Source organism: Marinobacter alexandrii (assembly GCA_039984955.1).
GTDB lineage: Bacteria > Bacteroidota > Bacteroidia > Cytophagales > Cyclobacteriaceae > Ekhidna.
The window spans coordinates 414,671-439,890 of record JBDWTN010000007.1; the positions used below are offsets into that span (position 1 = coordinate 414,671).

Consider the following 25,220-nt stretch of genomic DNA (forward strand, 5'->3'; position numbering starts at 1 on the left):
TCAAAGACAGGTTCAGGATAACATTTTGAGACAGTCTCATTCATACCTGCTATCCTTTTCCATCCGATACGATCTCAAGTCGGAATCCTCAGCATGAAAAACAAGAAGTGGTATATCTGTCCTGTAAAACACTTTTTTCGTTATACTTCCGGAAAATAACTGGGCTAATAAACTCAATTTAGATTTTGAAGTTGCTAAAAGATCTACGTTGTAATTATTCACAAATTTCTCCAATTGCTTAGGCACATTTTTTCCTAGAATGAAATGCCATGATATGTCATTGTCCGGCAGCATATCATCTATATCAAATCTGAAGTCTTTCATCATTTTACTCTCCCATTCATCATCCTTCTCGCCAGAAGTCACTCTAATTACAGAAAGTTCTGAATCAAAACGATTGGCTAATTCTTCCAAAAACAAAAGATCATCCTGATCAGTGTCATGATAATCAAGGGCAAAAGCTATATTCTTCGGCGTGTCAAAAGACGAGGCTTGAGGAACGATAAGGAGTCGGCATTGAACCTTATCCAATACTTTCCCAGTTATCGATCCGAAAACAAATTTATCAAGCGGCCCCCTGCTTTCGGTTCCAATAATCAATAAGTCGTAATCCCAACTATTTGCATAGGAAATGATTTTTTCCAAGGCAAACCCTTCCTCATTGATTATTTCACATTCAAGGTGAAATTTTTGTGTAATATCGGCCTGAATAGACTCCAATTCTGACAAAGCTGATTTTCTGAAATACGCTAACTCCTCTTGGTGACTTTTCGTTTTTATGTCCAGGTTTGCTGGCGTAGTGTGATAGGCATGCAAGAGGTTCAATTTTGCATCAAAAGCTCTAGCGATATTTATCCCATAAGCTAAAGCGTTGCTACTTACCTCAGAAAAGTCAAGTGGTATTAGAATGGATTTCATTGCATCATCTTTAGCCTGAATTTCCAAATAAGATGATATCAATGCAATGACTTAAATCCCTTTTGTGACTGACAAATGATAGTTTTTGTAATGGCATGATTTAAGTCAATTTCATCCATGAACACGATCATTTAGAAAAAAGCCTGGGTCATTTATGTTTATCCTAAATAAGATTCAACGGTCTGGAATGGATTACAAAGATTATTATCAGGTACTAGGAGTTAACAAAACAGCTTCACAGAATGAAATAAAAAAAGCCTACAGGAAACTGGCGGTAAAATATCACCCTGACAAAAATCCTGATGACAAGGTAGCTGAGGAGAAGTTTAAAGAAATCAGTGAGGCGCACGAGGTTTTGGGTGATCCAGAGAAGCGCAAAAAATATGATGAACTTGGTGCAAACTGGAAACAATATCAAGAAGCTGGTTTTGATCCTTCGGGACAAAGGCATTCATCTGGTTGGTCAGGTGGTCAGCACTATGAGTTTGATGGAGATCCTTCGGAGATGTTTGGAAGTACTGAGTTTTCTGATTTTTTCGAAACACTTTTCGGTCAGAGAGGTAGAAGACGTGGCTATCAGCAGGAATTTTCAGGTGCTGACCTTGCGGGAGAGGTTGCCATTTCCCTCCAAGAAGCTTACTCTGGAACGGAGCGAATTGCAGATCTGGGATCTGAGAAAATTCGGCTTAAGATTAAGCCAGGATCGTACGATGGCTTAAAGTTGAAGGTCAAAGGGAAAGGCCAAAAAAGTCCGCAAGGAAAGGCTGGTGATCTTTATTTGACCGTAAGAGTTCAAGATCATCCTTCCTATAAGAGACAAGGTGATGATATCTATATGGAGTTGGCAGTTGATCTTTTTACCGCTCTGCTTGGAGGGAATCAAGAAGTGACTACACTATCAGGAAAAGTAAATGTCAAAGTACCCGAAGGCACACAAAACGCAAAAACGCTGCGACTAAAAGGAAAAGGAATGCCTATTTACGGCAAAAAAACACATGGAGACCTGTTTGTAAAGCTCACAATCAAATTACCCACTAAACTGACTTCTGAGCAAAAGAAAATAGCCAAACAATTGCAAGAAAGTTTTCAAATACAATATGCTTAAGCTATGAAGTATTCTATCATAAAATCAGAACCTATCTTCTCAGATGAAACCATGTTGGATTTCATTGAAGCTATCAGAAACAGAGAATTCCTGTATCGAGCAAGTTCGCTAATGGAAACTGATGAGCAATTTGATCAGATGGTTGAGGCAGTAAATCGAGCTATGAAAGCATGTTTACTTAGAAAAATTCCAATACACGATCATTTCCAAGGCATTTATTTAACAAATGCAAAAACTCACGAAACTATCCAGGACTGGAAACTTTCCCGTCTTGGGTATGTACTTGTGATCTTAAACGGCGATCCCCGAAACCAACTCGTCGCTAAAACACAAATAGAACTAGCAAAGAGTCTGCTTTAGTCCTCGATCATCATCAGGCAATAACGTAATCTAAATCATATTTTATCTCATTAGTTCACCCCTTTTTTATAAAAAAAATTATGAAGACGCTTGTAAAGGAACTGATGACAAGTAAAGTCCATTCGATCGGAATATCGAATTCCCTCATTGAAGCACGAGATATGCTACTGAAGTATCACATCCGTCATTTACCTGTAATGGATGATGACAAGTTGGTAGGAATACTAAGTAGAACGGACGTGATGAGACTAAGCTTTGGCGATGTGTATGATGAAATAGAGACTGAAGCAGATGCCGCGCTTTACAATGCGCTTACCATTGAAGATGTAATGGTTAATCGTCCAAGAACGGTGGCTTCAACCGATCCTATAAGTATAGCTTCAAGAATATTCATTGAAGAAGAGTATCATGCATTGCCCGTTTTGGAAGATGATAAACTAGCTGGCATCATCACTACTACTGACGTGATTAGAAATTATCAACAAGAACAACACAGTGCTAAAATTCCCAAAAAATACACTGAGGAGCGACCATGGGGAAACTTTGAACAGTTCTGTGAAAATCGACTTTGTACGGTTAAACTTATTAATGTCAATCCAAACGAAGAGTTGAGCCTTCAATATCATAGAAACAGGAATGAGTTCTGGAGAGTGGTGAAAGGAAAAGGTAAAGTAGTCATTGGTAAACAGGAATTAGATGCAAATGTTGATGACGAATTTTCTGTACCCGCTAAAACCAAACATCGCATCATAACACAAGAATTTTCGTTGCAAATTCTTGAAATTTCTTATGGCTTGTTTGATGAAAAAGACATTGTTCGACTCATCGATAAATACCATCGAACACAACAATAAAGAACAATTCACAGTAGTTTCCTACTCCTCATTATCTAGTTGAATAGATCAATGTTTTTTACCTTCTTGTCCAGCTTATAAGTCCAAACAGGAATACTGATATGATTGATAGTATCTTCTGTCATACTTCCAGCAAGTAAGTGCGAAATTCCTCTTCGTGCGTGAGTAGCCATAGCGATCATATTTGCTTTAGATTCCTGTGAATAAGCAAGTATCCCTTCTGCTGGAAAGACGCTACAGATAATGCATAACTCACTGTCCTGAAAACCATAAGTCTTCATCAGTGAGTCAAATTTTTCCCTCACCACTTTTTCGTTTTCGATGTTGTGCGGTGTACGCACCCATACAAACTCCATAGAAGCCGAGAAGAATTTTTGAAGTTGTGCAAATTTTTTCATCAACTCATCTTGTATTTCTCGGATGTCAATGGGTACCAATATCTTTTTAATTGAATTCACTGAAGTCTTGGAAGGTATTGCTATCACAGGACATTTTACCTTTCTCACTATTTTTTCAGTGTTTGAGCCAATGAAGAACTCTCCCAAGCCTGAAGATCCATGTGTGCCTACGGCTATTAAGTCTATCCCTTCATCCGCTACTATATCTTTAATAGATTCTATAAGACTAAGCCCGGACACACATATTTCGCACTCAACATCCGCAGCGACTCTCTTTCTCAACCCTTCTAATTTTTCATTGATTTCTCGCTCAAATTCTTCAATTAGAGGTTGATAATTATAGGTCATTCCGTAACTAATATCATTGTAATAATTGAAGAATGCACTGTGAAGGAGTATTAGTTTAGCTTTTGACATTTTTGCGATTTCCACCGCAAACATTGCCGCAGAAATGCTTACCTCAGAAAAATCGACAGGTACTAATATTTTTTTCATCATCAATCTTTTTTCAAAGGTGCTTACTAATAAAAAATAGTCGCATGATAGCTGATAGGGTATTCTATGATTTATATCAATTTCTTCATTCCATCTTCACAAATGGTGAAACATCCTATTTATCTAAATCAGAAAAGCTGAAAGACATCAAGTATCGGACTGATAGTTATCAGCATAGGATGATTACTCTGAGCTCACCTTTGCATTAACAATCATAAAGTCAATAATGAAAACAGCATCTTCGGCCATAGAAGCCGTTTCATCTATTCAATCAGGTGAAAATATTTTTATCCATACAGGAGGAGCAGCTCCGCAATCGTTAGTCGATGCATTGACAAGAAGAGCTGATGAATTGGAAAATGTTCGTATCTATCAGATGCATACTGAAGGAAACGCTTCATATGCTGAACCTCAATTCAGCAAAAGTTTCGAAGTAATTGCCATGTTTATTGGTAAAAACACAAGACAATGTGTCAATGAAGGATCTGGCGATTTTCTTCCATGCTTTTTTAGCGAAGTACCTATCATGATTAGAGAGGAAATTATACCAATTGATGTGGCACTAGTACAAGTATCTCCACCAGATAAACACGGATTTTGTTCACTAGGAATCTCCGTGGAAACAACTAAAGCCGCGGTAGATAAAGCAAAAAAAGTCATAGCGCAAATCAATCCTCAAATGCCACGAACTCATGGGGATGGATTGATTCATATTGATAACTTCCATAGTGTATTTGAATATGAACAACTTCTTCCAGAAGTAGTACCTCACCCACTCTCCGAAATTGAAAAAAGGATAGGCGAAAATGTTGCTAGAATAATTGAAGATGGCGCGACACTTCAAATGGGAATTGGAGCAATACCCAATGCAACATTAGCGTGTCTCCATAATCACAAAGACTTAGGTATCCATACTGAAATGTTTTCAGATGGAATTTTACCATTGGTCGAAAATGGTGTCATTAATAACAAATTAAAGAAAAAAAATACGGGTGTAATCGTATCTGGATTCCTAATTGGCACTCGAAAATTATATGACTTTGTAGATGATAACCCACAGGTGAGAATACTAGATATACAATACGTCAATGACATATCTGTTATTAGAAAGCAGCCTAAAATGACAAGTATCAATAGTGCTATTGAGATAGATCTGACAGGACAGGTTTGCGCAGACTCTATTGGCGAACGAATATATAGTGGTGTGGGTGGTCAAATGGATTTTATTAGAGGTGCTTCCCTTTCTCCTGGGGGGAAACCTATTATTGCCCTATCATCGCAAACAAGAAATGAGGAATCCAAAATAGTCTCCCAACTGAAGCCTGGTGCCGGAGTAGTTACCACTCGAGCACATATCCAATATGTGGCTACTGAATATGGAATTGTTAATCTCTATGGTAAAAGTCTAAAGGAGAGGGCTAAAGAATTGATAAAAATCGCTCATCCAAATCATCAAGAAAGTTTGGAAAAAGCATTGTTTGAGAGGTTTGGATGCATTTTATGATGTAGCTCATCAAAAAAATTGAAGGGAGTCATTGAGATTGTCACCTATTGACATCTAGTTTATTCATATCATAAAGTAACTACACAATGGAGATACTAGAAGAAAAGGAATATGCTGCAATGCCCCGAATCGGTGATCTTGCACCAGCTTTCAAAGCAATTACAACACAAGGAGAAATTAACTTTCCCAGTGACTATAAAGGGAATTGGGTTATTTTTTTTAGTCATCCTGCGGACTTCACTCCCGTATGCACCTCTGAATTTATGACCTTCGCCTCCATGGAAGATAAGTTCGAAAAAGCAAATTGTAAGCTTGTCGGGCTCTCTGTTGATGGCTTGTATAGTCACATTGCATGGCTAAGAACCATACAAGAAAAGATCAAATTCAAAGGTATGGAAAATATTGAAGTCAAGTTTCCTTTGATTGAGGACATCTCCATGGAGATTGCAAAAAAATATGGAATGATCCAACCAAATGAAGACACCACCAAGGCAGTACGGGCTGTATTTTTCATTGATCCTACAGGAATTATTAGGGCCATTATTTACTATCCTCTCAGTCTAGGAAGAAACTTCGATGAACTATACCGAGTGTTAATTGGCTTGAAAACATCAGATGAATTTGATGTAGCTACTCCTGCAGATTGGGTTCCAGGTGATCATGTAATAATTCCTCCTGCAGGATCATGTGGAGTTGCAAAAGGTAGAATGGATGGACAAGAGGAAGGCCTAGATTGTAAGGATTGGTTTTTCTGTACCAAGGAACTAGACAAAAAAACTATCCTCGAAAAGGTCTTACGATTAGAGAGTTAATAAAAATAGATTGGCATTGTTCAGGTGAACTTAAATTAGAAACAACTCGACAGACAAAACAAAAAAAGCCCCATACGTATCGTATGAGGCCACAAGTGTGATTGCACAGGGACTCGAACCCCGAACCTGCTGCTTAGAAGGCAGCTGCTCTATCCAGTTGAGCTATGCAACCATGATATTTTGTTGCGGAGAGAGGGATTATTTCATGATCCCCTTTTGGGGGAGATGAAACAAAATGCTGATACTACGTATCAAACTAACCTCCGTAAATCCTTATTCAAGTAAACTTGATCCGGATTTTCTCCAGTTACTGCTTTCGCAGCATTTTGTTGCGGAGAGAGGGGGATTCGAACCCCCGGTACGATTTCTCGCACGCATGTTTAGCAAACATGTGGTTTCAGCCACTCACCCACCTCTCCGTGGCATTAGCTAATGCTCTTTTAAGGCCAACATTATGACCAAAAACCCCTTTCAAAAACATCTTCTAAAGAAGGTTTCCTCTGAAAAGGAGTGCAAATATAAAAGTAACCTTCAAAAATCCATTTCGTTGACCCAATTCTTTAGTAATTTTCTTTTGCAATGAACAGAACTCAAATTTTATTAGCTCTCGTAATACTCAGTTTTATAGGAATGAGTTCCGTATTTCTTGACCTTCATTCTTTAGTCAGTGGTTCTGAAGTAGAGGAAATCTCCAAAAGAAAAGTTCGTGATGGAGAAATAAAGCAGTACACCAAGGATAAACGACTAAAAACAATCGTCAATTACAATAAAGGAATAAAGCATGGAGTATCCTATCTCTATCATGATGATGGCGAAACAGTTCTATTATCCATGCCATACAATAACGGCAAACGAGAAGGCACTTCAAAAAAATATTATAAAAGCGGAGTTCTGTATGCCTCTACTTCTTACCATGATGACCTACTTCATGGTAAACGAGAAATCTATTACTCGTCAGGACAAATAAAAGCTATCATCAACTATGGTTTTGCAAAGCCCGGGGTTGGAACAGTAGAGTATCTAACGGATGGCACACTCAAACAAGCAAACTCAATCGAGATAACAGAGATAGGAAATAATTATTTTCTTTCTACCTCCCAGGAATGTAGAAACCTAAAGTTTTACATTGGTAAGTTGATCGAAGATCAATTTTTTGATGCTGTTCATCCTGACATCAAATTACTTCCAAAAGAAAATGGATCATATTTCGTTGACCTTAGTGTCTACACACCGAGTTTCTTAAAGTATCAAGATGTTGTATGCCATTGCGAAAGCTCTCAGGGTAATCCTATTATCATGAAAAAAAAGCTTTTCTAATACATACACTGCTACTCATCCTTAAAAAATGTTAATCTATAAAATTCTAGTGCCATCCATTGCGCTGTTCTGTTACATTTGCCCGCTGATAGATTCGTACCTAAAATAAAGTATTCAGTGCATGAAGTGGGTTAATACAATCAGCACATTCGAGATCATCTTAATAGGAGTTTTCATACTTCTGTACTTAGTATTTATTTGGCGTGTTATTCGTACCACACAAAGACTAGGTCTTCCTGCCCGACGAGTTATTATAAAAACAATCATTCGGACAATCTACTTTGGATTGATAGTCACCGCTCTTTTGGGACCAAGTTTTGGTGATACATCGAGAGAAGTGAAAACCGTTGGTAAAGACATCTTCGTCTGTATTGACTTAAGCCAATCAATGAATGCCTATGATGTTCAACCATCCAGATTGGAAAAAGTAAAATTTGAATTAAAAAATATTGTTGAAGCATTCAGTTCAGACAGAATTGGCTTGATCATGTTTAGTAGCGAGGCTTACATGCAATGCCCGCTCACCTATGACAACAATGCGCTTAACCTTTTTATTCAAACACTAAATACTGGTATGGTACCTAACTTTGGAACTGACTTTGGGCCTCCGCTAGAAATGGCAACCGAAAAGTTAATCGCAGATGATACGGTGGTCACCAGATCAAAATCTAAAATCACTATTTTAATCAGTGATGGCGAGGACTTTGGAGATAATACGGATGAGATAGCAGAAGAATTAGAATCTGAAGGAATCACATTATTCACGCTCGGGGTTGGCACAAAGCAAGGAAGTAAAATTCCTACTAGGAACGGATTTAAAACTGACCAAAGTGGGAATGAAGTAGTATCACAACTCAATTCAAGTTCATTAGAAGATCTTGCGGAAAATACAGGAGGGGAATATTTCGAGATAAATGAATCAAGAAACGATGTTACTCGTTTGATAAATGCGATTAACAATGTAGAGGGAGAAATGCGCGATTCCAAGCAAGTAGATGCAACCCAAAATCGTTATTTCTATTTCTTAGGTCTAGCACTATTTTTGATGGTATTAGACGTATTATTTAGTGTGAAATTGATCAAACTATGAGAATTTTTTTAGTCATCATATTAGCAGTCTTTATCAATGATCCGAAAGAGATCGCTAAAATCAATGCATTAAAGAAAGAAGCCCAAGCAGCTTATCTCGCTGAGGATTATGAGTTGGCACTTGCCAAATACACCATTCTTAGTGACTCACTAGGAGTAAATGATCCTGCAGTTAAATTAAACCTGGCTCATGCTCATTATCATTTGGGCGACACTGCAGGAGCTAAATTGAATTATGGAAACTTGGCATCCTCGGAGAGTAACAAACTGAAGTCGATAGCACTTCAACAACTTGGTGTGATGAGTAAAGAGGTGGGTAAACTGGAGGAAGCATTGCAGCAACTCAAATCTGCTATCAAAGCAGACCCTTCCAATCAAGAGGCACGATATAACTATGAGGTAGTGAAGAAATTACTTGAAGAGCAAAAAGAACAGGAGCAACAAAATCAAGATCAGCAAAATCAGGACGGAGAAGACGAGCAGGAACAAAATAAGGATCAGAAAAAAGACGGAGAACAAGAGGAACAAGAAAATAAAGACGGAGAAGATCAAGAGAAGTCCGAAGAAGAAAAAAAGAACGAAGAGCAGAAGGAACAAGAGAAAAAAGAGGGTGAGGAAGAAGAGCAAGAGCAAGAAAAATCAAAAGAGGAAATGACGAAAGAGAAGTTGGAAGAGATGGGAATAACCGAAGAAAAAGCCAGGCAATTACTTGAAGCCATGCGTCAAAGTGAAATAAAGTACTTACAGCATCAGAAAAGAAAACCGACCAAACGTCCACCAAGTGGTAAACCAGATTGGTAAGCAGCTACTATCTATACAGCTATTTTTTCCAATCTGATTTTACGATCTTTGCGTCCCGATCTGAACCATCGGGACTTTTTTTTGATTAACAACATATTAAGATAATCTAAACTCAAAATGAAAGAAGTTTACATCGCAGCAGCAGTACGTACCCCAATAGGAAGTTTCGGAGGAAAACTATCAGGCTTTTCAGCTACACAGCTTGGCACCATAGCTATTAAAGGAGCTCTTAAAAAATCTGGAGTTTCAGCAGAGGAAGTAAACGAAGTGTATATGGGTAATGTGCTTTCTGCAGGTCTTGGTCAAGCGCCCGCTAGGCAAGCAGCTATCGGAGCTGGAATAGGACACAACGTGCCATGCACTACCATCAATAAAGTATGCTCGTCGGGAATGAAGTCTGTGATGTTGGGTGCCCAATCTGTTATGCTAGGTATCAACGATGTAGTAGTCGCTGGAGGAATGGAAAACATGTCAAATGTTCCGTTTTACGTACCTAAAGCTCGATTTGGTTATAAGTATGGACATGGACAACTCACCGACGGGTTAATGCATGATGGACTATGGGAAGCTTATAATGAATTTCCTATGGGAAGCTGTGCAGATAACACCGCAAAAGAAATGAATATCTCGCGTGAAGCACAGGATGAATTTGCTATCAACTCATACAAGAAAGTTGCCGCTTCAACTGAGGCCGGAGAATTCAAAGATGAGATTGTTCCTGTTGAAATTCCGCAACGTAAAGGCGATCCAGTAATCATGGATGAAGATGAGGAATTCAGAAACGTGAATTACGATAAAATTCCTACTCTTAGACCTGTATTTAATAAAGACGGTACAGTAACAGCGGCTAATGCTTCCACTATCAATGATGGTGCTTCTGCACTTGTTCTTGTTAGCAAAGAAAAAGCAGAAGAGTTAGGATTGAAAGTGATTGCAAAGATCAAGGGGTTTGCAGATGCCGCACAAGATCCCATGTGGTTTACCACTGCTCCTTCATTGGCTGTGCCAAAAGCATTGGCACATGCTGGAGTTGATAAATCAGATGTAGATTTTTGGGAAGTGAATGAGGCCTTCTCTGCTGTAGCTCTGGCTAATCAGCAAGAATTGGAACTTGATGCTGATAAACTTAATGTCTTCGGTGGTGCTGTAGCGATGGGACATCCACTAGGTACTTCGGGAGCTAGAATCATTGCTACGCTTGTGAACGTACTTAACAAAAAAGGAGGCAAGATCGGCTGTGCAGGTATCTGTAACGGTGGTGGTGGTGCTTCTGCTATTGTTGTAGAAAAAGTATAACATTATATTAAAACACTAATGAAGAGGGGGTTACATTTGTATACCCCTCTTTAATTTTCAATTTATGATGAAAGCATTTACGCTGATTTTATTCTTGATTATCTCAAATGGTCTTGTTGCACAGCCTTTTGATCTTAGATTAAGGACTAAGAAAAAACAGGAACTTGAATATTCGATTACAACTTCTTTAGCAATAACACAATTCGTAGATGGGGTGCAATCCCTTACAAAAATGGAAATCAAGAATGAGATTAGTCTGGAAGTTAAAAACATTCGAAACGATAAGATAGAAATAACCTCACGCTACAAGAAACTGAGTCTCGATTTAGAATTTGAAGAATCCGCCATGTCTATAAATTCAGAAAGTACGGATGAGCGTGATACTTTTTCCAAGATTTTAAGTCAGCTTGTAGATAAACCTTTTCAATTATCTATTTCTGAAAAAGGCGAAATACTTGAATTTAGTGGTCTATCCAAGATCATTGATGGTGCTTTCACAGATTACAAAGAACTTCCACAAGCTAAAATTGATCAACTAAAAGGACAGTTAAACAAAGCATTTGGTGAAGAAGCCTTGAAAGGAAATATTCAATCTTTTATAACCATCTTTCCATCAAATCCAGTCAATGAAAAAGACACCTGGAGAATAGAAACATCATTTAATGATGGTATGTCAGCAAGCATTGAATCAGATTTTATTCTTGAGGATGTAAGAAAAAATCAAGCAAAAATTATATCTACGGGTATTATAGAATCATTAGATAAAGAAAAATATTTCGAATTAAACGGCAATTATTTTAAGTACAACCTGGTAGGAACTACAGATTCTGATATTGTACTAGATCCTGAAACAGGTCAGGTAATTGAAGCAATTACTCATCAGGATATCAGCGGTGATTCTTTTCTTAAGCCAAATGATCATATCGATGAAGACGTCACCATTTCAATTGAAATTAGTAATAAGACAGTAATTACCCGCTTGAACTAACCACCTAATTTCGCCAAGGATTATAGAATCAAAAGCTGGTTTCTATATATCGGATTACTCATTCTGATCGATCGAACTGAATCCAAATATTAACTCAAAATCTTCCGAATAGACCTCCCCTCTTCAAGATATTTATTTATGGCACGTTCATCCTCTGCCTCTATCAACTTTTCTAGCTTTTCTAGTTCTCGCTTGTACGCACCAATTCCTTTCAAAACCATTTCTTTATTTTCCATAAAAATAGAACTCCACATGGATGGAGAACTTTTTGCTAATCTCACGGTAGATTCAAACCCCGAACCTGCGAGATCCAAAATCACCTCACCGTCCTCTTCTTTTTTAAGTACTGTATTACTTAGTGCATAAGAAGTGATGTGACTTAGATGAGATATGTAAGCCAAATGTCGATCGTGCTCATCCGCGTCCATTTTGGTGATATAGAAACCTGCTTCCTTAGCTAGGGATTCAAACGTTTCCAATTTCATTGAATCGGACTTTTCTGTATCGCAAAGAATGAGGTTTTTACCTTGGTACAGCGCTGCGAAAGCTGCTGCTGGGCCTGAATGTTCTGTTCCCGCAATAGGATGAGCAGCGATGTATTGAGCTCTTTTAGGATGTTCATTAACCGACTTACAGATAGATGCCTTGGTCGAGCCAAAATCAACCACAAACTGATCTGGCTTTAATAAATCTAAGACTTCTGGTAGCATTGTCTTAATTGCTTTGACGGGAATCGCAAGTACGACAACATCTGCCCACTCAACCCCATTGGTTATATCGCTAAAAGTTTTCTCGACAATCCCCAATTCTTGTGCCTTATCAGCCGATTCACGATTCTGATCAAAGCTCGCAAAATGTAAATTCTTTTTGCCTTTTAAGGAAAGTGAGAAGGAACCTCCTATTAGACCAACACCCACAATTAGTAAATTCATTCTATAAATTTTAGCTTTGAAAGCAACGAATTTAGTTAGTGCATTTTTTGTGTACTAAAAACCTTTGAGAATCGTTCTAAAATGATGAAAACTCTTGCAACCACAACCTTACTCCTTTTCATTGTCTGCCTAGCTACTGCTCAGCAGACCATCAAAATTTTTTACGACCAAGGCCAGCTAAAAGAAGAATATAGAGTACTCAATGGAGATAGTTCCTTGGTGGATGGCGATTATAAGATGTATGACCCAAGTGGCAATGTCATTATTGCAGGAAACTTTGATTCTGGTGCTAAAAATGGCATTTTCTACAATTACTATCCAGACGGAAACATTCAAAGACAAACTGTCTATCAGGACAACAGACGTGAAGGACTTACGAAGGTCTTTTCCCCTTCGGGTAAGGTAATACAAGAAGCAACCTTTGAGAAAGACACACTTGTAGGATCTGTGAAGTTGTATGATGAGCAGGGCAAACTAAAAGGCATCACTTCATTCGAAAATGGAAAACCCAATGGGTCTGTGCTTTCCTACTATAGTGATGGCACAACTATCAAAGAAGAAATAAGCTATGCCGATGGTAAACCAAACGGCATCACAAAGCACTTTTATGAAAGCGGAAAACTCAAGCTGGAAGCTAATTATCAGGCAGGCCTATTAGACGGCACTTATAAAACCTACTATCCAAGTGGCGATCTGGAAATGACCGTAATAAACAAGCGTGGAGAACGTACTGGATCTGTCAAAATGTATCATGAAAATGGTCAGTTGAAGGCGACAGGCATTTATGAAGATGGTACTCTTCAAGGGGATTACCTTGTATATTTTGACAATGGAGATGCAAAAAGCGAGTATAAGTACAAAGATGGCTATCGCATTGGCAAGAGCCTGGACTATCATAAAAATGGTCAAATTCGATTGAAGTCTATGTTTTCCAATGATGGATTAAGTGCTATCATCAAAGAATACAGTGAGAAAAAACAACTCACCTCTCAAAAAGAATTACTTAATGAATTACCTCACGGAACATGGAAATATTGGGATAGCAAGGGTCATTCACTTAAAGTAGAGCGCTTCGAAAAAGGAAAGAAGCATGGAATTCAAGAAATCTATGATAAGGGGGAGAAGAGTTCGATTACTGAATACCGATTTGGCAACAAGTATGGTCCTCACACGGAGTTTTATCCAAACGGTAGTTTGAAGACAGAAGCCAATTACGAATTAAACAAGCTTGAGGGTAACTATATCGAATATCATAAAAACGGTCAAGTTGAGCATCAGGGAAAATATGTCAGAAATCGCAGGCATGGAGTCTGGAATTATTACGATAAAAAAGGAACTATTATTGATACGGTGACATACAAACATGGGGAGAAAATAGAAAAAGACTGACCTCTGGTAAATTTTCTTTAACTGAAATCCTTTTGCTGCGTAATAAGTCACATGCGCTTAAAGCTGGCCTCCATAATTCTTATCGCTCTATTCTTTTGGGGATGTGATAAAGAAAAAATACCTGAAAGATTCTATCCGAGAAATGATCACCACGCTTATTGGTATTCATTGAAACAAGCCAATTTACTAAACTCTGCACTTGGCAAAGAGTGGTTAGCAGCTTCAGAAAATCCCTTTGATGATCAAATAAAAGTAACTCTACCCTACCAGGAAGCTTTTGTTATCTCAGACTTAAAACCTGATGCAATCGGCTATCGCTTTAGTGTGAAAAGAGGTCAAAGAATTCTTGTAGATATTCAATTAATAACTGAAGACACTACTCGGATTTTTGTTGATCTTTTCCGGGTTGAAAATGATAGTTTAAAAGAGTATCGTCAAGTTGCATCGGCTGACAGCACACTTCAATTAGGTTTTGAACCTCGGAGAGATGCTTCTTATTTATTAAGAATTCAGCCCGAACTTTTAAGAGGTGGAAATTTTTCCATTACCATTGAGAACGTTCCTACGCTGGCTTTTCCAGTTGCGGGGAAGAACAAAAGAGCTATTCAAAGTTTCTTTGGTGATCCGAGGGATGGAGGTCGGAGGGATCATCACGGAGTAGACATATTTGCTAAAAGGCATACCCCAATTATTGCTCCAACAAAAGCAGAGGTTCGCTTTGTCGGTGTGCGAGGGTTAGGAGGTAAGGTGGTTTGGTTATATGATCGAAAGCGAGGAACAAACCTCTATTTTGCGCACTTGCAAGAGCAAAAAGTTAAAAAATATCAGATGGTTAACCCTGGAGATACCATTGGAACTGTGGGTAATACCGGGAATGCTCGCTTCACTCCACCGCATTTACACTTTGGAATTTATAAAAATGGACCGATCAACCCATATGCATTTATTGTTGAAGAATACAAAAGACCTGAGCCCCTGATTCCAGATTCAATATTATTGGGAAGAAAAGTGATACTAAACAATCAGTTATTGCTCATGTCGGAGATGAGTCGTACTGCACAAGTAAAAGATACTCTTTATGCAGGAGCCTCCATTTCCATCAATGCAGTAAATCACAATTACATACGTGTAACCAATGAAAGCGGATTAACTGGATTTCTAGATAAAAAAGACACACGCAAATTCTAAGAGAATCATTAACTTAAATCATGATTTTCTTTCAAACAATTAAATCTTTTCTTCAAGACAAAGAATATCGAGATTTACTCCTTACTGGAATAGCTATCCTAATTATTGGGACATTAGCATATCATGAATTGGAAGGCTGGAGCTACCTGGATTCTTTCTACTTCTCGTTTATCACACTTACAACCATAGGGTTTGGAGATTTTGCACCTCAAACTGACGGTGGGAAAATTTTCACAATTTTGTATATCACGATCGGTGTTGGAATTATTCTCTCTTTCGTAAACACACTCTACCTCCATTATAGCAAGTCCATCAAAAAGAAGAAAAAGGGTAAATAAAAAAAGCAGCTCTAAAGAGCTGCTTCTCTATTACATTCAGTATATCGGATCAATTTCCTCCAAACTCTTTTTCGTAATCTTTGATTTGTTCTTCAATCTTCTTCTTATCCCCTACTATCACAACCTTCATATCTTCAGGCCTGATGTATTTGGATACCAACTCACTCACTTGCTCTGGAGTCACTGCATAAATGTTTTTTACTTTATCAGTTAAAAACGATTCGGGCAAATCATAAATATCCAGATAAGAAAGCTGTCCAATGATTCCTCCAGGAGTAGAATTTTGTAGCACATAAATACCAGCTTCATAATTCTTTATCCCATCCAGTTCTTCTACTGAAGGGGCTTCATCTTGCAATCGATAGATCTCTTTCGTAATCTCACGAAGAGCAGGTCCGGTTACATCTGTTGTAACATCAGCCATCTCAAACCAAACTGCAGACTTGTATCTATCTGAAATAGTACTGTAGGGTGAGTACGTATACCCTTTGTCTTCTCGAATGTTACTCGTGATCCTTGATCCAAAAGATCCCCCTAAAAGAGAGTTGGTAATATCCAATGCCTGATAATCTGGACTTGAAGGGTCTGCCACAGGTAGACCAATCATAATAGTAGACTGTGGGGCATCCGGTCGGTCAATCATTTGAATATTATCAGCCAACTGTGGTTCTGCAACTGGATAATTAGCTTCTTCACCAACAATCCAATCTTTAAAACTATTTTCAATTGCTGCTTTTACTTCTCCTTCATCAAATTTACCTGCTACATAAACGGTCGTTCTCTTGGCACCAAAATTTGAAGAATAGAAGTTTTTAATCTTATCCAGATTATAAGTGTCTAGCATTTCATCCGTAGGAAAAGTTCTCCCATATGGATGATCAGGATAGATAGCGCCATAGAACTGACTAACAGCCTGAGACTGTGGTTGAGTCATACTAACACTCAATTGCCTTTTCCTGTCATTGATCAATCGCTCAAGCTCATCTTCAGGAAAAGCTGGATTAATCAATACGTCAGCCATCAATTCAAGTGCTTTTGGAACAAATTCGTAAAGCACTGATACATTGAGTGTTGTGCTATGTTGACCTACTCCAATCGAGAGGTCTCCACCCATACTTGCCACTTGATCTGCAATCTCATTGCCCGTACGGTTGATACTTCCTTCTTGCATTAAATCTCCAACAAGATCACTCAACCAAACCTCATCGGCTCCTTCATTGATATTTCCAGTTTTAATCACAATTTGAATCGTGGCTTTAGGAATAGATCCCCATTGCACCATCACTCCACTAAGGCCATTCTCAAGGCTGAAAACATCTTTTTCTGGTAAAGCAAAACCTTTAGGCTCCCCTCCGGCAGGTGGAGTTTCTTTTTCTTGTGCAATTCCAAAAACTGGAACCAAACACATCAATAGCATATATTTAAATATCGATTTCATATCTATTTAGTTTAGAGATTCAGCAGTTGGCTTCAAAGTCAAGATTGTCCGGTTAGTCGATCGTAAATACTCTTCAATTGTAGCATTTACATCTTCGACTGTTACTTTTTTAAACTCACTTTCTATAAGGTTAATTCTAGATGGATCATCATCAAATAACGCAAAACTGCAAAGCAAATCTGCTCTGCCAAATCCGAAGAAACCTCCAAGATTATCATACAAACTTGATCGAATTTTCACAATCGCATTGTCAAGCATTTCCTGAGTTACACCTGTAGCTTGCAAAGCTGCAATCACATCATCTATAGATTGTACAATACTATCTGTATCGGCTCTATCATCATAGGTAAGGTTAAACATCCATTGCATTGGGCCTTTATAGTTAAACATGTTACCCAGGTAATTAATACCTCCTGAAACATTTGCAGTGTAACCATTCTCTTTCACCAATTCTTTATAAAGCAGGCTGTTATCGCCTTGAATAAGTATCTGGTCCAACAATCCCATTGCATAGTAGGATGTGCTATTTCGCTCAGGCATATGGTATGCAATCGCTATTGCTGGCTTGGTTGCCAATTTATCTTCCTTCTCGAATCGCTTCTCCTCTGTTTGTCTTTTTTCTGAAATGTCCGGAGTAGCAGGAAGCTCTGCTGTAGGAATATTTGCAAAATATTGATCAATCCATTTTTTGGCATCTTCCATTTCAAAGTCTCCTACCACAGATATTGCAGCATTATTTGGAGCATAGAATGTGTCAAAGAAGCTTTGAACATCAACCAAAGTGGCTGCATCTAAATCTTCCAAATCACCATAGAAGTTATGTGCGTTGTACCAATTTTCATTAGCATATTGTGGCATATCTAACCATGGAAATCCACCGTAAGGTTGATTCAGCACATTTACTTTTACCTCATTCTTCACGACTCCCTGCTGGTTCGTTAGATTATCCTGGGTGATATCCAGTCCTCGCATTCGATCTGCCTCTGCCCAAAGCATTGTTTCAAGCTTATGTGCTGGCACAATTTCAAAGTAGTTTGTGAAGTCAAATCGAGTGGAGCCATTCAGAACTCCACCATTCTTTTGGACCAAGTTGATGAACTCCATTTTCCCAAGATTATTTGAACCTTGAAACATCATATGTTCAAATAAGTGAGCAAATCCGGTTCGGTCCTTTGGTTCAATTCTGAAGCCTATATTATAATAAGCAGCAATCACCACTGTTGGTGATGTTCGATCCTGTGATAGGATCACCTTCAAGCCATTATCCAGCTTATAATATTCTACCGGAACCTCAAATGAGGCCGATTCCTTCTTTTCTTCCTGAGGTGCGCAACTTGCTAGACACATCAGTGAAAAGGCCATAGCCAATAGTTTAGTGTACTTCATTGGTGTTTATATGATTAATGGATTAGTAAGAAAATGAATTCTAATGTGATAAAAGAGTGTATTTACATTAATGGATTATAGTCCAATGTAATTGGAGCGTATTTAATTAGAATAGCTAATTCTAAAAATGGTACCTCCTAAATCATCAGAAACTAGCATAGAGCCATCCGACGCAAAAATTGCATCAACAGGACGAGCCCAAGCTGTATTTGTTTCTTTGCTCAAAAACCCTGTTGCAAAATCCTCATAAGCTATCCCAGAACCATTCTGTTCAGTGACAAGAGTGATTTTATGCCCAGTGTGACCTACTTCAGGATCTCTATTCCATGAGCCATGCTCTGCAATAAATATTTTACCCTGATACTCAGAAGGAAACATATCACTAGTACAGAATTTTAGGCCCAGAGGAGCAACGTGCGGACCTAAGTTTTGCGCTGGTTGCACAAAATCAGAGCATGGATATTTATCACCAAACTCAGGATCCTTGATTTCACCAGCATGACAAAATGGATAACCAAAATGCTGACCTGCCTCTGAAACTCTGTTTAACTCACAAGATGGGGAATCATTCCCAAGCCAATCTCTTCCATTGTCTGTAAACCACATTTCACCTGTTTCAGGATGCCAGGTAAATCCTACGGTGTTTCGTACGCCGTGAACATAGACTTCTCGGTCGGAACCATCTGGATTCATTCGAGTAATGCTCGCATACATTTCATTTTTACTTTCGCAAATATTACAAGGAGCTCCTACAGGTACATAGAGCTTGCCATCGGGTCCGAAGGCTATATATTTCCAGCCATGATGTCCATCAGTTGGATAATCATCATAAATCTTTACAGGTTCAGGAGGGTTAGCCAAGTTCGTTTCTATATCGTCAAACCTCCAGAGTTTGGATACCTCAGCAACATATAATGACCCATCTTTAAAAGCGATACCATTTGGCATACGCATATCACTTGCAATCACATACTTTTCGTCTGCTTTCCAATCTCCATCTGTATCTCTCAAAGCATAGACCTTATCTCCTCCTCTATTACTCACAAACAAAGTTCCATTTTCAGTTAGTGCCATTGATCGTGCATTATTAACTCTTGCAAACACATCAATTTTGAAGCCATCTGGAAGTTGAATAGAATCTAGACTTAGTCCCTCGTATGATACCAGTGACACTTCTTCTTCCGCCGGCTCTTCCGGTTCAGTACTATCTGGAGATTTCGATGAACAGGAAGCGAGGAAAATCAATAGAATAGGTGAGAAAATTCTTAGCATATCGTTTTTTATTTCAAGTTAAATCATCCTATCGACAAAATGCATATTTCGTGCATAGATCGAAGGATTTAATGGTTAAATAGAATAATTATCAAATCCTGTGTTTTGTTATCTAGATTCGAAAATTCAAAACATTTCATGTTTTTCTTTTGGTGGTAATACGGTTTCTAATCATCTTTCCCCTTGTGGTGCAATCCATTTCAGGGTTTGCCCAAAATCAATCTTTTGATTATAACGGTAAAGTAATACCTCTAAGAGGAGACTGGAGCCTTGTTATGGGGTCATTTCTTTCCTATAAAGAAGTATTGGAAGATTCTTCCGCAACCCAGATCCAAGTGCCAGGAACATGGAATGATGTCAAATGGAATGAAGTTTCTATAGGTCCTTATGGGTATGGCACATACTATACGACGGTAATCCTTGATAAGACAATTAAAAATCAAACGCTGGCGCTGGATGTTTCTGAAATAAGCCTGGCCTACCAACTATACATTAATGATCAATTCATTGGTCAGGTAGGTACGCCAGGAACAAGTAAAGAAAATACCGATCCTAAAATTGATGCTGAGGTCTTTGAATTCAACGCTTCACCCGGAGACACATTAGCCCTCATTTTTCATATCAGTAACTTCAGTCATGAAAGTGGAGGATTGTGGTATGAGCCTAAAATCGGCCCTAGCGACAAAGTGCTGAGAAAGCATGATCTAAACAAATTTATTACACTGATTATGATAGGATGTATACTAATCGGTGGTGTTTTCCAGCTTTACATTTTCCTTAGAAAGCAAACCGAGAAATCCGGCCTTTACTTCTCTCTGGTTTGTTTAACAATCATCATGTTAATGATATCTCGCGGAAGCATGCCGATAATGGATTTGTTTCCTAATACTAGCTGGGTGGTATTGAAAAAAATAGTTTATCTCGCTGTATTTCTCATTGGCCCTTCAAATGCACTCTTTCTAAGAGAAATATTTCCCAGGTATTTCAATAAATATATTATTAATTCGATGGCCATTATTGGTTTAGTGCTTTTCTGTTTTACCCTACTAGTCTCTCCTCGGATAAGCTATGCATTGGTCCCATATCATCATGTCTACAATATCCTAATAGGGATCTACTTATTCATTGTATTGATAAAAACTGCTATTGATAATAAGTTTGGAGCAAGGTTCCTGTTAATAGGGTATTTATCTGGATTTTTCGCCGTACTCCACGACATACTCAGCAGCCAATATATTATCCCTGGGTATTCCTTTTCAATGATTCATGTGGGTATCCTTCTATATATGCTCCAATTAATGGCACTATTAGGCGGGCGATACCTTTTCGCATTGGAAGGAAAAGAACAGCTTTCAAACCATCTGAAGAAAGTCAATAAAGAATTGGAAGAAATTGTTGCAAGAAGAACTAAAGCACTGAAAGACAAAAGTGATATAATTGAATTAAAGAATGCAGAACTAGAGAAAGCCATTAAGGAAAAAGACCATCTCATGGCTGTAGTTGCACATGATTTAAAGGCCCCTCTTTCAAGCATTCAGGGAATCAGTGATCTCATGAAGTCAGATCTCAAGGGACAAACCGCAGAATTCAATGAGATGATCAAAAAAGTATCTATCGATGGAAGAGAGATGATAGATAACTTAACAGAACTAAAAACCTACGAGCAAAGTGATTTTAAGGTAACTAAAACAGTTTTTAAACTACCTGATTTTTTCGAACAGAAGAAGATCACCTATGAACTGATTGCCGAAAACAAAGAAATAAACCTACGCTCCAAGTTGTCATCTAGACGGAAAAAGATTCTTTCAGACTCAAATATGCTTGGTAGAATAGCAGATAACTTACTGTCAAATGCATTAAAATTCACTCAAAAAGGCTGTATCGTTAATTTCTTGATATCTGTCAAAAAAGGAAACCTAATACTTATTGTTAGCGATAATGGGCCTGGTTTTAGTGAAAAAGACAAAGACAGCATTTTCAAAGAATTTCAAAAACTTTCTGCTAGACCGACAGCAGGAGAAAGCTCTGCTGGACTTGGCTTATCTATCGTAAAAACTCTTGTGGACAAATTAGAAGGAAGCATTGAACTGGAAAGTGAAAAAGGAGATGGCGCAAAGTTCACCGTCACGATTCCTCTTAACTAAAAAATGTTTGGCATCTGGGAATCTCCTGAATAGTATTGAAGTTACTTTTGCGGCATGATTGATATCACAAATCTATCTTACTTCATAGGCGATAGACCTTTATACGATGAGGCATCTCTTTTTATTGGTCCAAAAGATAAAATTGGTCTTATTGGATTGAATGGAACTGGTAAGTCTACTTTGCTAAAAATGATGGTGAATGATGTGCAGCCATCAGGCGGTAAGATATCTATGAGTAAGGACACGACCATAGGTTTCTTAAATCAAGATCTTCTTTCCTTTCAGACACAGGATTCCATTCTGTCAGTCGCTATGCAGGCTTTTGCATCCACACTTGCTATCCAAAAAGAGATTGATAAAGTCATCAAAGAAATGGAGGAAAACTACCGGGATGAACTGGTAGGCAAATTGGCAAAGTTGCAAGAGCGATTTGAAGCGCAGGAAGGTTATACACTTCAATCAAAAGCTGAAGAAATTTTAGAAGGTATTGGGTTTAAAACATCTGATCTAACAAGACCTTTAAGTGAATTTTCAGGGGGATGGAGAATGCGAGTCATGCTCGCTAAGCTCCTTTTGGAAAAGCCTAGCCTTTTGATGCTGGATGAACCTACTAACCACTTGGACCTTCCTTCCATTCAATGGATTGAAAACTACCTTCAGTCATATGAAGGAGCCTACATCATTGTATCTCACGATAGAGAATTTTTGAATAGAACAGTCAACAAGATAGTCGAGGTTAGTCAGGCAAACCTCAATGTGTACTCAGGAAATTATGACTTCTATGAAGAAGAGAAAGCACTAAGAAATGAGCTCCAGCAAAATGCCTTTGAAAATCAACAAAAAAAGATAAAAGAAGCAGAACGATTCATTGAGCGTTTTAAAGCCAAGGCTACAAAAGCATCTCAAGCACAATCCAAAATGAAGATGCTTGAGAAAATGGATCGTGTAGAAGAGGTGGTAGATGAGAACATGAAGGTGAATTTCAGGTTCAACTTCAAGACCCAATCGGGAAGGCATGTAAAGCGACTTGAAAGTATTTCCAAGTCTTACGGAGACCTTCACATCTTGAATAATACGTCCATTGGAATAGAGCGAGGAGACAAAATTGCTTTAATTGGAGCCAATGGAAAAGGTAAATCGACCCTTCTTCGCATAGTTGCAGAAACAGAATCATGCGAAGGGAAAGTCCAGACTGGACATAATGTAGTTAATTCTTTTTATGCACAGCATCAGTTAGAATCATTGGGCGTACAAAATGACTTGCTTGAAGAACTAAAACAAGCAGGTACTGGCAAATCAGAACTTGAGTTACGAAGTGTATTAGGTTGTTTTTTATTCTCTAGTGATGAGGTATTTAAAAAGATCAAGGTACTTTCTGGGGGTGAGAAATCAAGAGTAGCTCTGGCTAAAACCTTGATCTCGGAAGCTAACTTCTTACTATTAGATGAGCCTACCAACCATTTGGACATGATGTCAGTAAGCATCTTAGTTCAAGCTCTGCAACAGTATGAAGGTACACTCCTATTGGTTTCTCACGATAGGCATTTTATTACCCAGGTAGCAAACAAGGTTTGGTATATAGAGGATCAGGAAGTAAAAGAATACCCAGGTACCTATAAAGAATTTGTATGGTGGTGGGAAAAAAATAATAAAGGACAAGACACCTCCAAGAAAGATGATCGACCAGCTGAAAAAAAAGTAAGTACCAAACCCCGATCAAATAATGAAGAGCAGCAAGCCGCCAAGGAACTCAAACAGGTGGAGGGAAATATTGAAAAACTTGAGGCGACCATTGCTGAAATAGAGGAGCATTTAGCAAATCCAAAAGTCTATGAAAACCCTGATGAATATGAAAAATTAAATGTCTCCTATGGTCAAAAAAAACAGGAACTTACTGATCTAATGGAAAAATGGGAGGAATTAGCCTGACCTGAGAGATGAAAACACTCTATATCAAGCAAACAAAACCACAAAAGTACCTATACATACTGATGGGAGCAATCTTCATCTTTCAGGGTATAGTGGGTCTTATGAAAGATGTAACTGAAATTTCATTTTGGTTCGGTTTCCCTCAGTTAGGTTTTGGAATCTTTTGCGGACTCTATGCTTTTTCTATCATCAAGCCTTCATCAATCAATTCTCCTAGAATTTTTTTAGGAGAAGAAGATATTACACTTCATCTGGGACTTCCATTAAAAAAGCCTAAAACAATTGCTCATTCAGACATAAAGTTGATTCAACTTAAACCTGAACAGCTAAGTGTCATAACCAAGGAGTACGATTTCACTCATTCTATTAGTTATGAAGCGCCTAATAAGGAGGAAACTATGAGTGAATTGGCAGATTATGCCAAAGAAAAAAATCTTCCTGTTGAAAGGCTCTCCTATCGAAACGTATAAGACTTCAGATTAAAGCTTATAATTGACTGCTGTAATCTTCAAGCTCGTTTCTCAACGATTGAGCTCTATTCCTAACATTATCATAAAAGCCACATTTAGCAATGAAAAGATATCGGTAGGCAAATATCATATTGCGAAACTCATCTTTAGGTAAAAATTCTGGGTTGAGAGACTGAGCAGAATTAAATCGAATTTGATTGATGTAAAAAGGCTTAACAAAGTCTCTCACATGCTCATTGATTGAAACATCATACTCACCTGTTCCTCTATAGTACTGTTCATATAAATCAACTATTTCGTTTCGAATATTAAAGTCATTAATCAGGTCCATTTTACCTGAAGCTTTCAAAGATTCATAGGTTGTGCGTTGAGGAGAAAAAGGAGGATTATATTGAATGGTTAAAATATGATTCATTAATGCCGTATCACTGCCATAGGGTCTACCAATACTAGCCTCAGATAAGGTTACTAAAGACGTGGATATTCGATCATTCACTGAACGAAGTGTATCTAATGCTTGAATGTCTATGTCCAGGTCAGAGATTAAGCTTTCCAGGTATTTTCGTTCTAGTTTCTTACTATTGGATTCTTCTTTATATCCTTCCAGATAAAAGGCAATGCTAATACCTAAGATGACCACCAAAAGGTTTGCTATATGATCTAGCCAATTAATATTCTTCATGAATTAAAAATATAACAAATCCATTGGCATAATAAATTGAAACAAGAAGTAGTTAATAATTCATTTAACCAGAAAAAAATCCATTCCTCCTTTCCATATTGACGGGATGATTTTA

The 25,220-nt window shown here is 38.1% G+C and carries 23 protein-coding genes and 2 tRNA genes; 16 read left to right on the top strand and 9 right to left on the bottom strand.

Annotation, left to right across the window (positions count from 1 at the left end; genetic code table 11):
- Positions 1-36 precede the first annotated feature (36 nt).
- Positions 37-918 (bottom strand): universal stress protein, encoded by an 882-nt coding sequence (locus ABJQ32_08250; protein MEP5289628.1) that lies wholly within the window; start codon positions 916-918, stop codon positions 37-39.
- Between the two features lie 187 nt (positions 919-1,105).
- Here ABJQ32_08250 and ABJQ32_08255 point away from each other — a divergent pair, with 187 nt between their 5' ends.
- The 3 genes from ABJQ32_08255 (at position 1,106) to ABJQ32_08265 (ending at position 3,237) form a co-directional block, all read left to right on the top strand.
- Positions 1,106-2,023, top strand: a complete 918-nt coding sequence (locus ABJQ32_08255; GenBank protein MEP5289629.1) for a DnaJ C-terminal domain-containing protein — start codon at positions 1,106-1,108, stop codon at positions 2,021-2,023.
- Between the two features lie 3 nt (positions 2,024-2,026).
- Positions 2,027-2,383, top strand: coding sequence for a hypothetical protein (locus ABJQ32_08260; GenBank protein ID MEP5289630.1), 357 nt, complete (start codon positions 2,027-2,029; stop codon positions 2,381-2,383).
- A gap of 80 nt (positions 2,384-2,463) precedes the next feature.
- Entirely contained in the window at positions 2,464-3,237 is a 774-nt protein-coding gene (locus ABJQ32_08265) for a CBS domain-containing protein (protein MEP5289631.1), read from the top strand.
- Between the two features lie 35 nt (positions 3,238-3,272).
- Here the strand turns inward: ABJQ32_08265 and ABJQ32_08270 are convergent, their stop codons facing one another.
- Positions 3,273-4,130, bottom strand: a complete 858-nt coding sequence (locus ABJQ32_08270) for a universal stress protein (protein MEP5289632.1) — start codon at positions 4,128-4,130, stop codon at positions 3,273-3,275.
- A gap of 226 nt (positions 4,131-4,356) precedes the next feature.
- Here ABJQ32_08270 and ABJQ32_08275 point away from each other — a divergent pair, with 226 nt between their 5' ends.
- Both ABJQ32_08275 and ABJQ32_08280 read left to right on the top strand, forming a co-directional pair.
- Entirely contained in the window at positions 4,357-5,634 is a 1,278-nt protein-coding gene (locus tag ABJQ32_08275) for an acetyl-CoA hydrolase/transferase C-terminal domain-containing protein (GenBank protein ID MEP5289633.1), read from the top strand.
- An 86-nt stretch (positions 5,635-5,720) separates the two neighbouring features.
- The gene (locus ABJQ32_08280) at positions 5,721-6,446 is read left to right on the top strand and encodes a peroxiredoxin (protein MEP5289634.1); all 726 of its coding nucleotides are present in this window, start codon (positions 5,721-5,723) and stop codon (positions 6,444-6,446) included.
- Between the two features lie 98 nt (positions 6,447-6,544).
- Here ABJQ32_08280 and ABJQ32_08285 read toward each other — a convergent pair.
- Both ABJQ32_08285 and ABJQ32_08290 read right to left on the bottom strand, forming a co-directional pair.
- Positions 6,545-6,618 (bottom strand) — tRNA-Arg (locus ABJQ32_08285).
- Between the two features lie 160 nt (positions 6,619-6,778).
- Positions 6,779-6,865, bottom strand: a tRNA-Ser gene (locus tag ABJQ32_08290).
- A gap of 160 nt (positions 6,866-7,025) precedes the next feature.
- On the opposite strand from ABJQ32_08290, the gene ABJQ32_08295 reads away from it, so the two are divergent.
- The 5 genes from ABJQ32_08295 (at position 7,026) to ABJQ32_08315 (ending at position 11,937) form a co-directional block, all read left to right on the top strand.
- Positions 7,026-7,763 (top strand): hypothetical protein, encoded by a 738-nt coding sequence (locus tag ABJQ32_08295; GenBank protein ID MEP5289635.1) that lies wholly within the window; start codon positions 7,026-7,028, stop codon positions 7,761-7,763.
- Between the two features lie 121 nt (positions 7,764-7,884).
- Positions 7,885-8,853: a VWA domain-containing protein gene (locus tag ABJQ32_08300; GenBank protein MEP5289636.1), complete on the top strand. Its 969-nt coding sequence runs from the start codon at positions 7,885-7,887 to the stop codon at positions 8,851-8,853.
- Complete coding sequence (locus tag ABJQ32_08305; protein MEP5289637.1) at positions 8,850-9,653, top strand: hypothetical protein; 804 nt, start codon at positions 8,850-8,852, stop codon at positions 9,651-9,653. The genes ABJQ32_08300 and ABJQ32_08305 overlap by 4 nt, the downstream gene beginning before the upstream one ends.
- 117 nt (positions 9,654-9,770) lie before the next feature.
- A complete protein-coding gene (locus ABJQ32_08310; GenBank protein ID MEP5289638.1) occupies positions 9,771-10,949 on the top strand; it encodes an acetyl-CoA C-acyltransferase in 1,179 nt (392 codons plus the stop codon).
- A 64-nt stretch (positions 10,950-11,013) separates the two neighbouring features.
- Entirely contained in the window at positions 11,014-11,937 is a 924-nt protein-coding gene (locus ABJQ32_08315; GenBank protein ID MEP5289639.1) for a DUF6263 family protein, read from the top strand.
- Positions 11,938-12,026: 89 nt separating this feature from the next.
- Here the strand turns inward: ABJQ32_08315 and ABJQ32_08320 are convergent, their stop codons facing one another.
- The gene (locus ABJQ32_08320; GenBank protein MEP5289640.1) at positions 12,027-12,869 is read right to left on the bottom strand and encodes a prephenate dehydrogenase; all 843 of its coding nucleotides are present in this window, start codon (positions 12,867-12,869) and stop codon (positions 12,027-12,029) included.
- 81 nt (positions 12,870-12,950) lie between these two features.
- Here ABJQ32_08320 and ABJQ32_08325 point away from each other — a divergent pair, with 81 nt between their 5' ends.
- Genes ABJQ32_08325 through ABJQ32_08335 form a run of 3 tightly spaced genes read left to right on the top strand, consistent with a single transcriptional unit; the run spans position 12,951 to position 15,784 of the window.
- Positions 12,951-14,258 carry a toxin-antitoxin system YwqK family antitoxin gene (locus ABJQ32_08325; GenBank protein MEP5289641.1) on the top strand — a complete coding sequence of 436 codons (1,308 nt, stop codon included), beginning with the start codon at positions 12,951-12,953 and terminating at the stop codon, positions 14,256-14,258.
- Positions 14,259-14,309: 51 nt separating this feature from the next.
- Positions 14,310-15,446 (top strand): M23 family metallopeptidase, encoded by a 1,137-nt coding sequence (locus ABJQ32_08330; protein ID MEP5289642.1) that lies wholly within the window; start codon positions 14,310-14,312, stop codon positions 15,444-15,446.
- A gap of 20 nt (positions 15,447-15,466) precedes the next feature.
- Complete coding sequence (locus ABJQ32_08335) at positions 15,467-15,784, top strand: potassium channel family protein (protein ID MEP5289643.1); 318 nt, start codon at positions 15,467-15,469, stop codon at positions 15,782-15,784.
- A 49-nt stretch (positions 15,785-15,833) separates the two neighbouring features.
- On the opposite strand, the gene ABJQ32_08340 is transcribed toward ABJQ32_08335, so the two are convergent.
- From ABJQ32_08340 to ABJQ32_08350, 3 genes are all read right to left on the bottom strand, one after another.
- Positions 15,834-17,222, bottom strand: coding sequence for a pitrilysin family protein (locus ABJQ32_08340; GenBank protein ID MEP5289644.1), 1,389 nt, complete (start codon positions 17,220-17,222; stop codon positions 15,834-15,836).
- A 6-nt stretch (positions 17,223-17,228) separates the two neighbouring features.
- On the bottom strand, positions 17,229-18,608 hold the full coding sequence (locus tag ABJQ32_08345; GenBank protein MEP5289645.1) for a pitrilysin family protein: 1,380 nt from the start codon (positions 18,606-18,608) through the stop codon (positions 17,229-17,231).
- 102 nt (positions 18,609-18,710) lie between these two features.
- Positions 18,711-19,880: a sorbosone dehydrogenase family protein gene (locus ABJQ32_08350; GenBank protein MEP5289646.1), complete on the bottom strand. Its 1,170-nt coding sequence runs from the start codon at positions 19,878-19,880 to the stop codon at positions 18,711-18,713.
- Between the two features lie 185 nt (positions 19,881-20,065).
- Between ABJQ32_08350 and ABJQ32_08355 the strand changes: the two genes are divergently transcribed.
- Genes ABJQ32_08355 through ABJQ32_08365 form a run of 3 tightly spaced genes read left to right on the top strand, consistent with a single transcriptional unit; the run spans position 20,066 to position 24,423 of the window.
- A complete protein-coding gene (locus ABJQ32_08355; protein MEP5289647.1) occupies positions 20,066-22,024 on the top strand; it encodes a sensor histidine kinase in 1,959 nt (652 codons plus the stop codon).
- A gap of 54 nt (positions 22,025-22,078) precedes the next feature.
- Positions 22,079-23,953 (top strand): ribosomal protection-like ABC-F family protein, encoded by a 1,875-nt coding sequence (gene abc-f / locus ABJQ32_08360; GenBank protein MEP5289648.1) that lies wholly within the window; start codon positions 22,079-22,081, stop codon positions 23,951-23,953.
- A gap of 8 nt (positions 23,954-23,961) precedes the next feature.
- Positions 23,962-24,423: a hypothetical protein gene (locus ABJQ32_08365; GenBank protein ID MEP5289649.1), complete on the top strand. Its 462-nt coding sequence runs from the start codon at positions 23,962-23,964 to the stop codon at positions 24,421-24,423.
- A 16-nt stretch (positions 24,424-24,439) separates the two neighbouring features.
- Here ABJQ32_08365 and ABJQ32_08370 read toward each other — a convergent pair whose 3' ends face one another.
- Positions 24,440-25,105, bottom strand: a complete 666-nt coding sequence (locus ABJQ32_08370; protein MEP5289650.1) for a DUF6090 family protein — start codon at positions 25,103-25,105, stop codon at positions 24,440-24,442.
- Between the last annotated feature and the right edge of the window lie 115 nt (positions 25,106-25,220).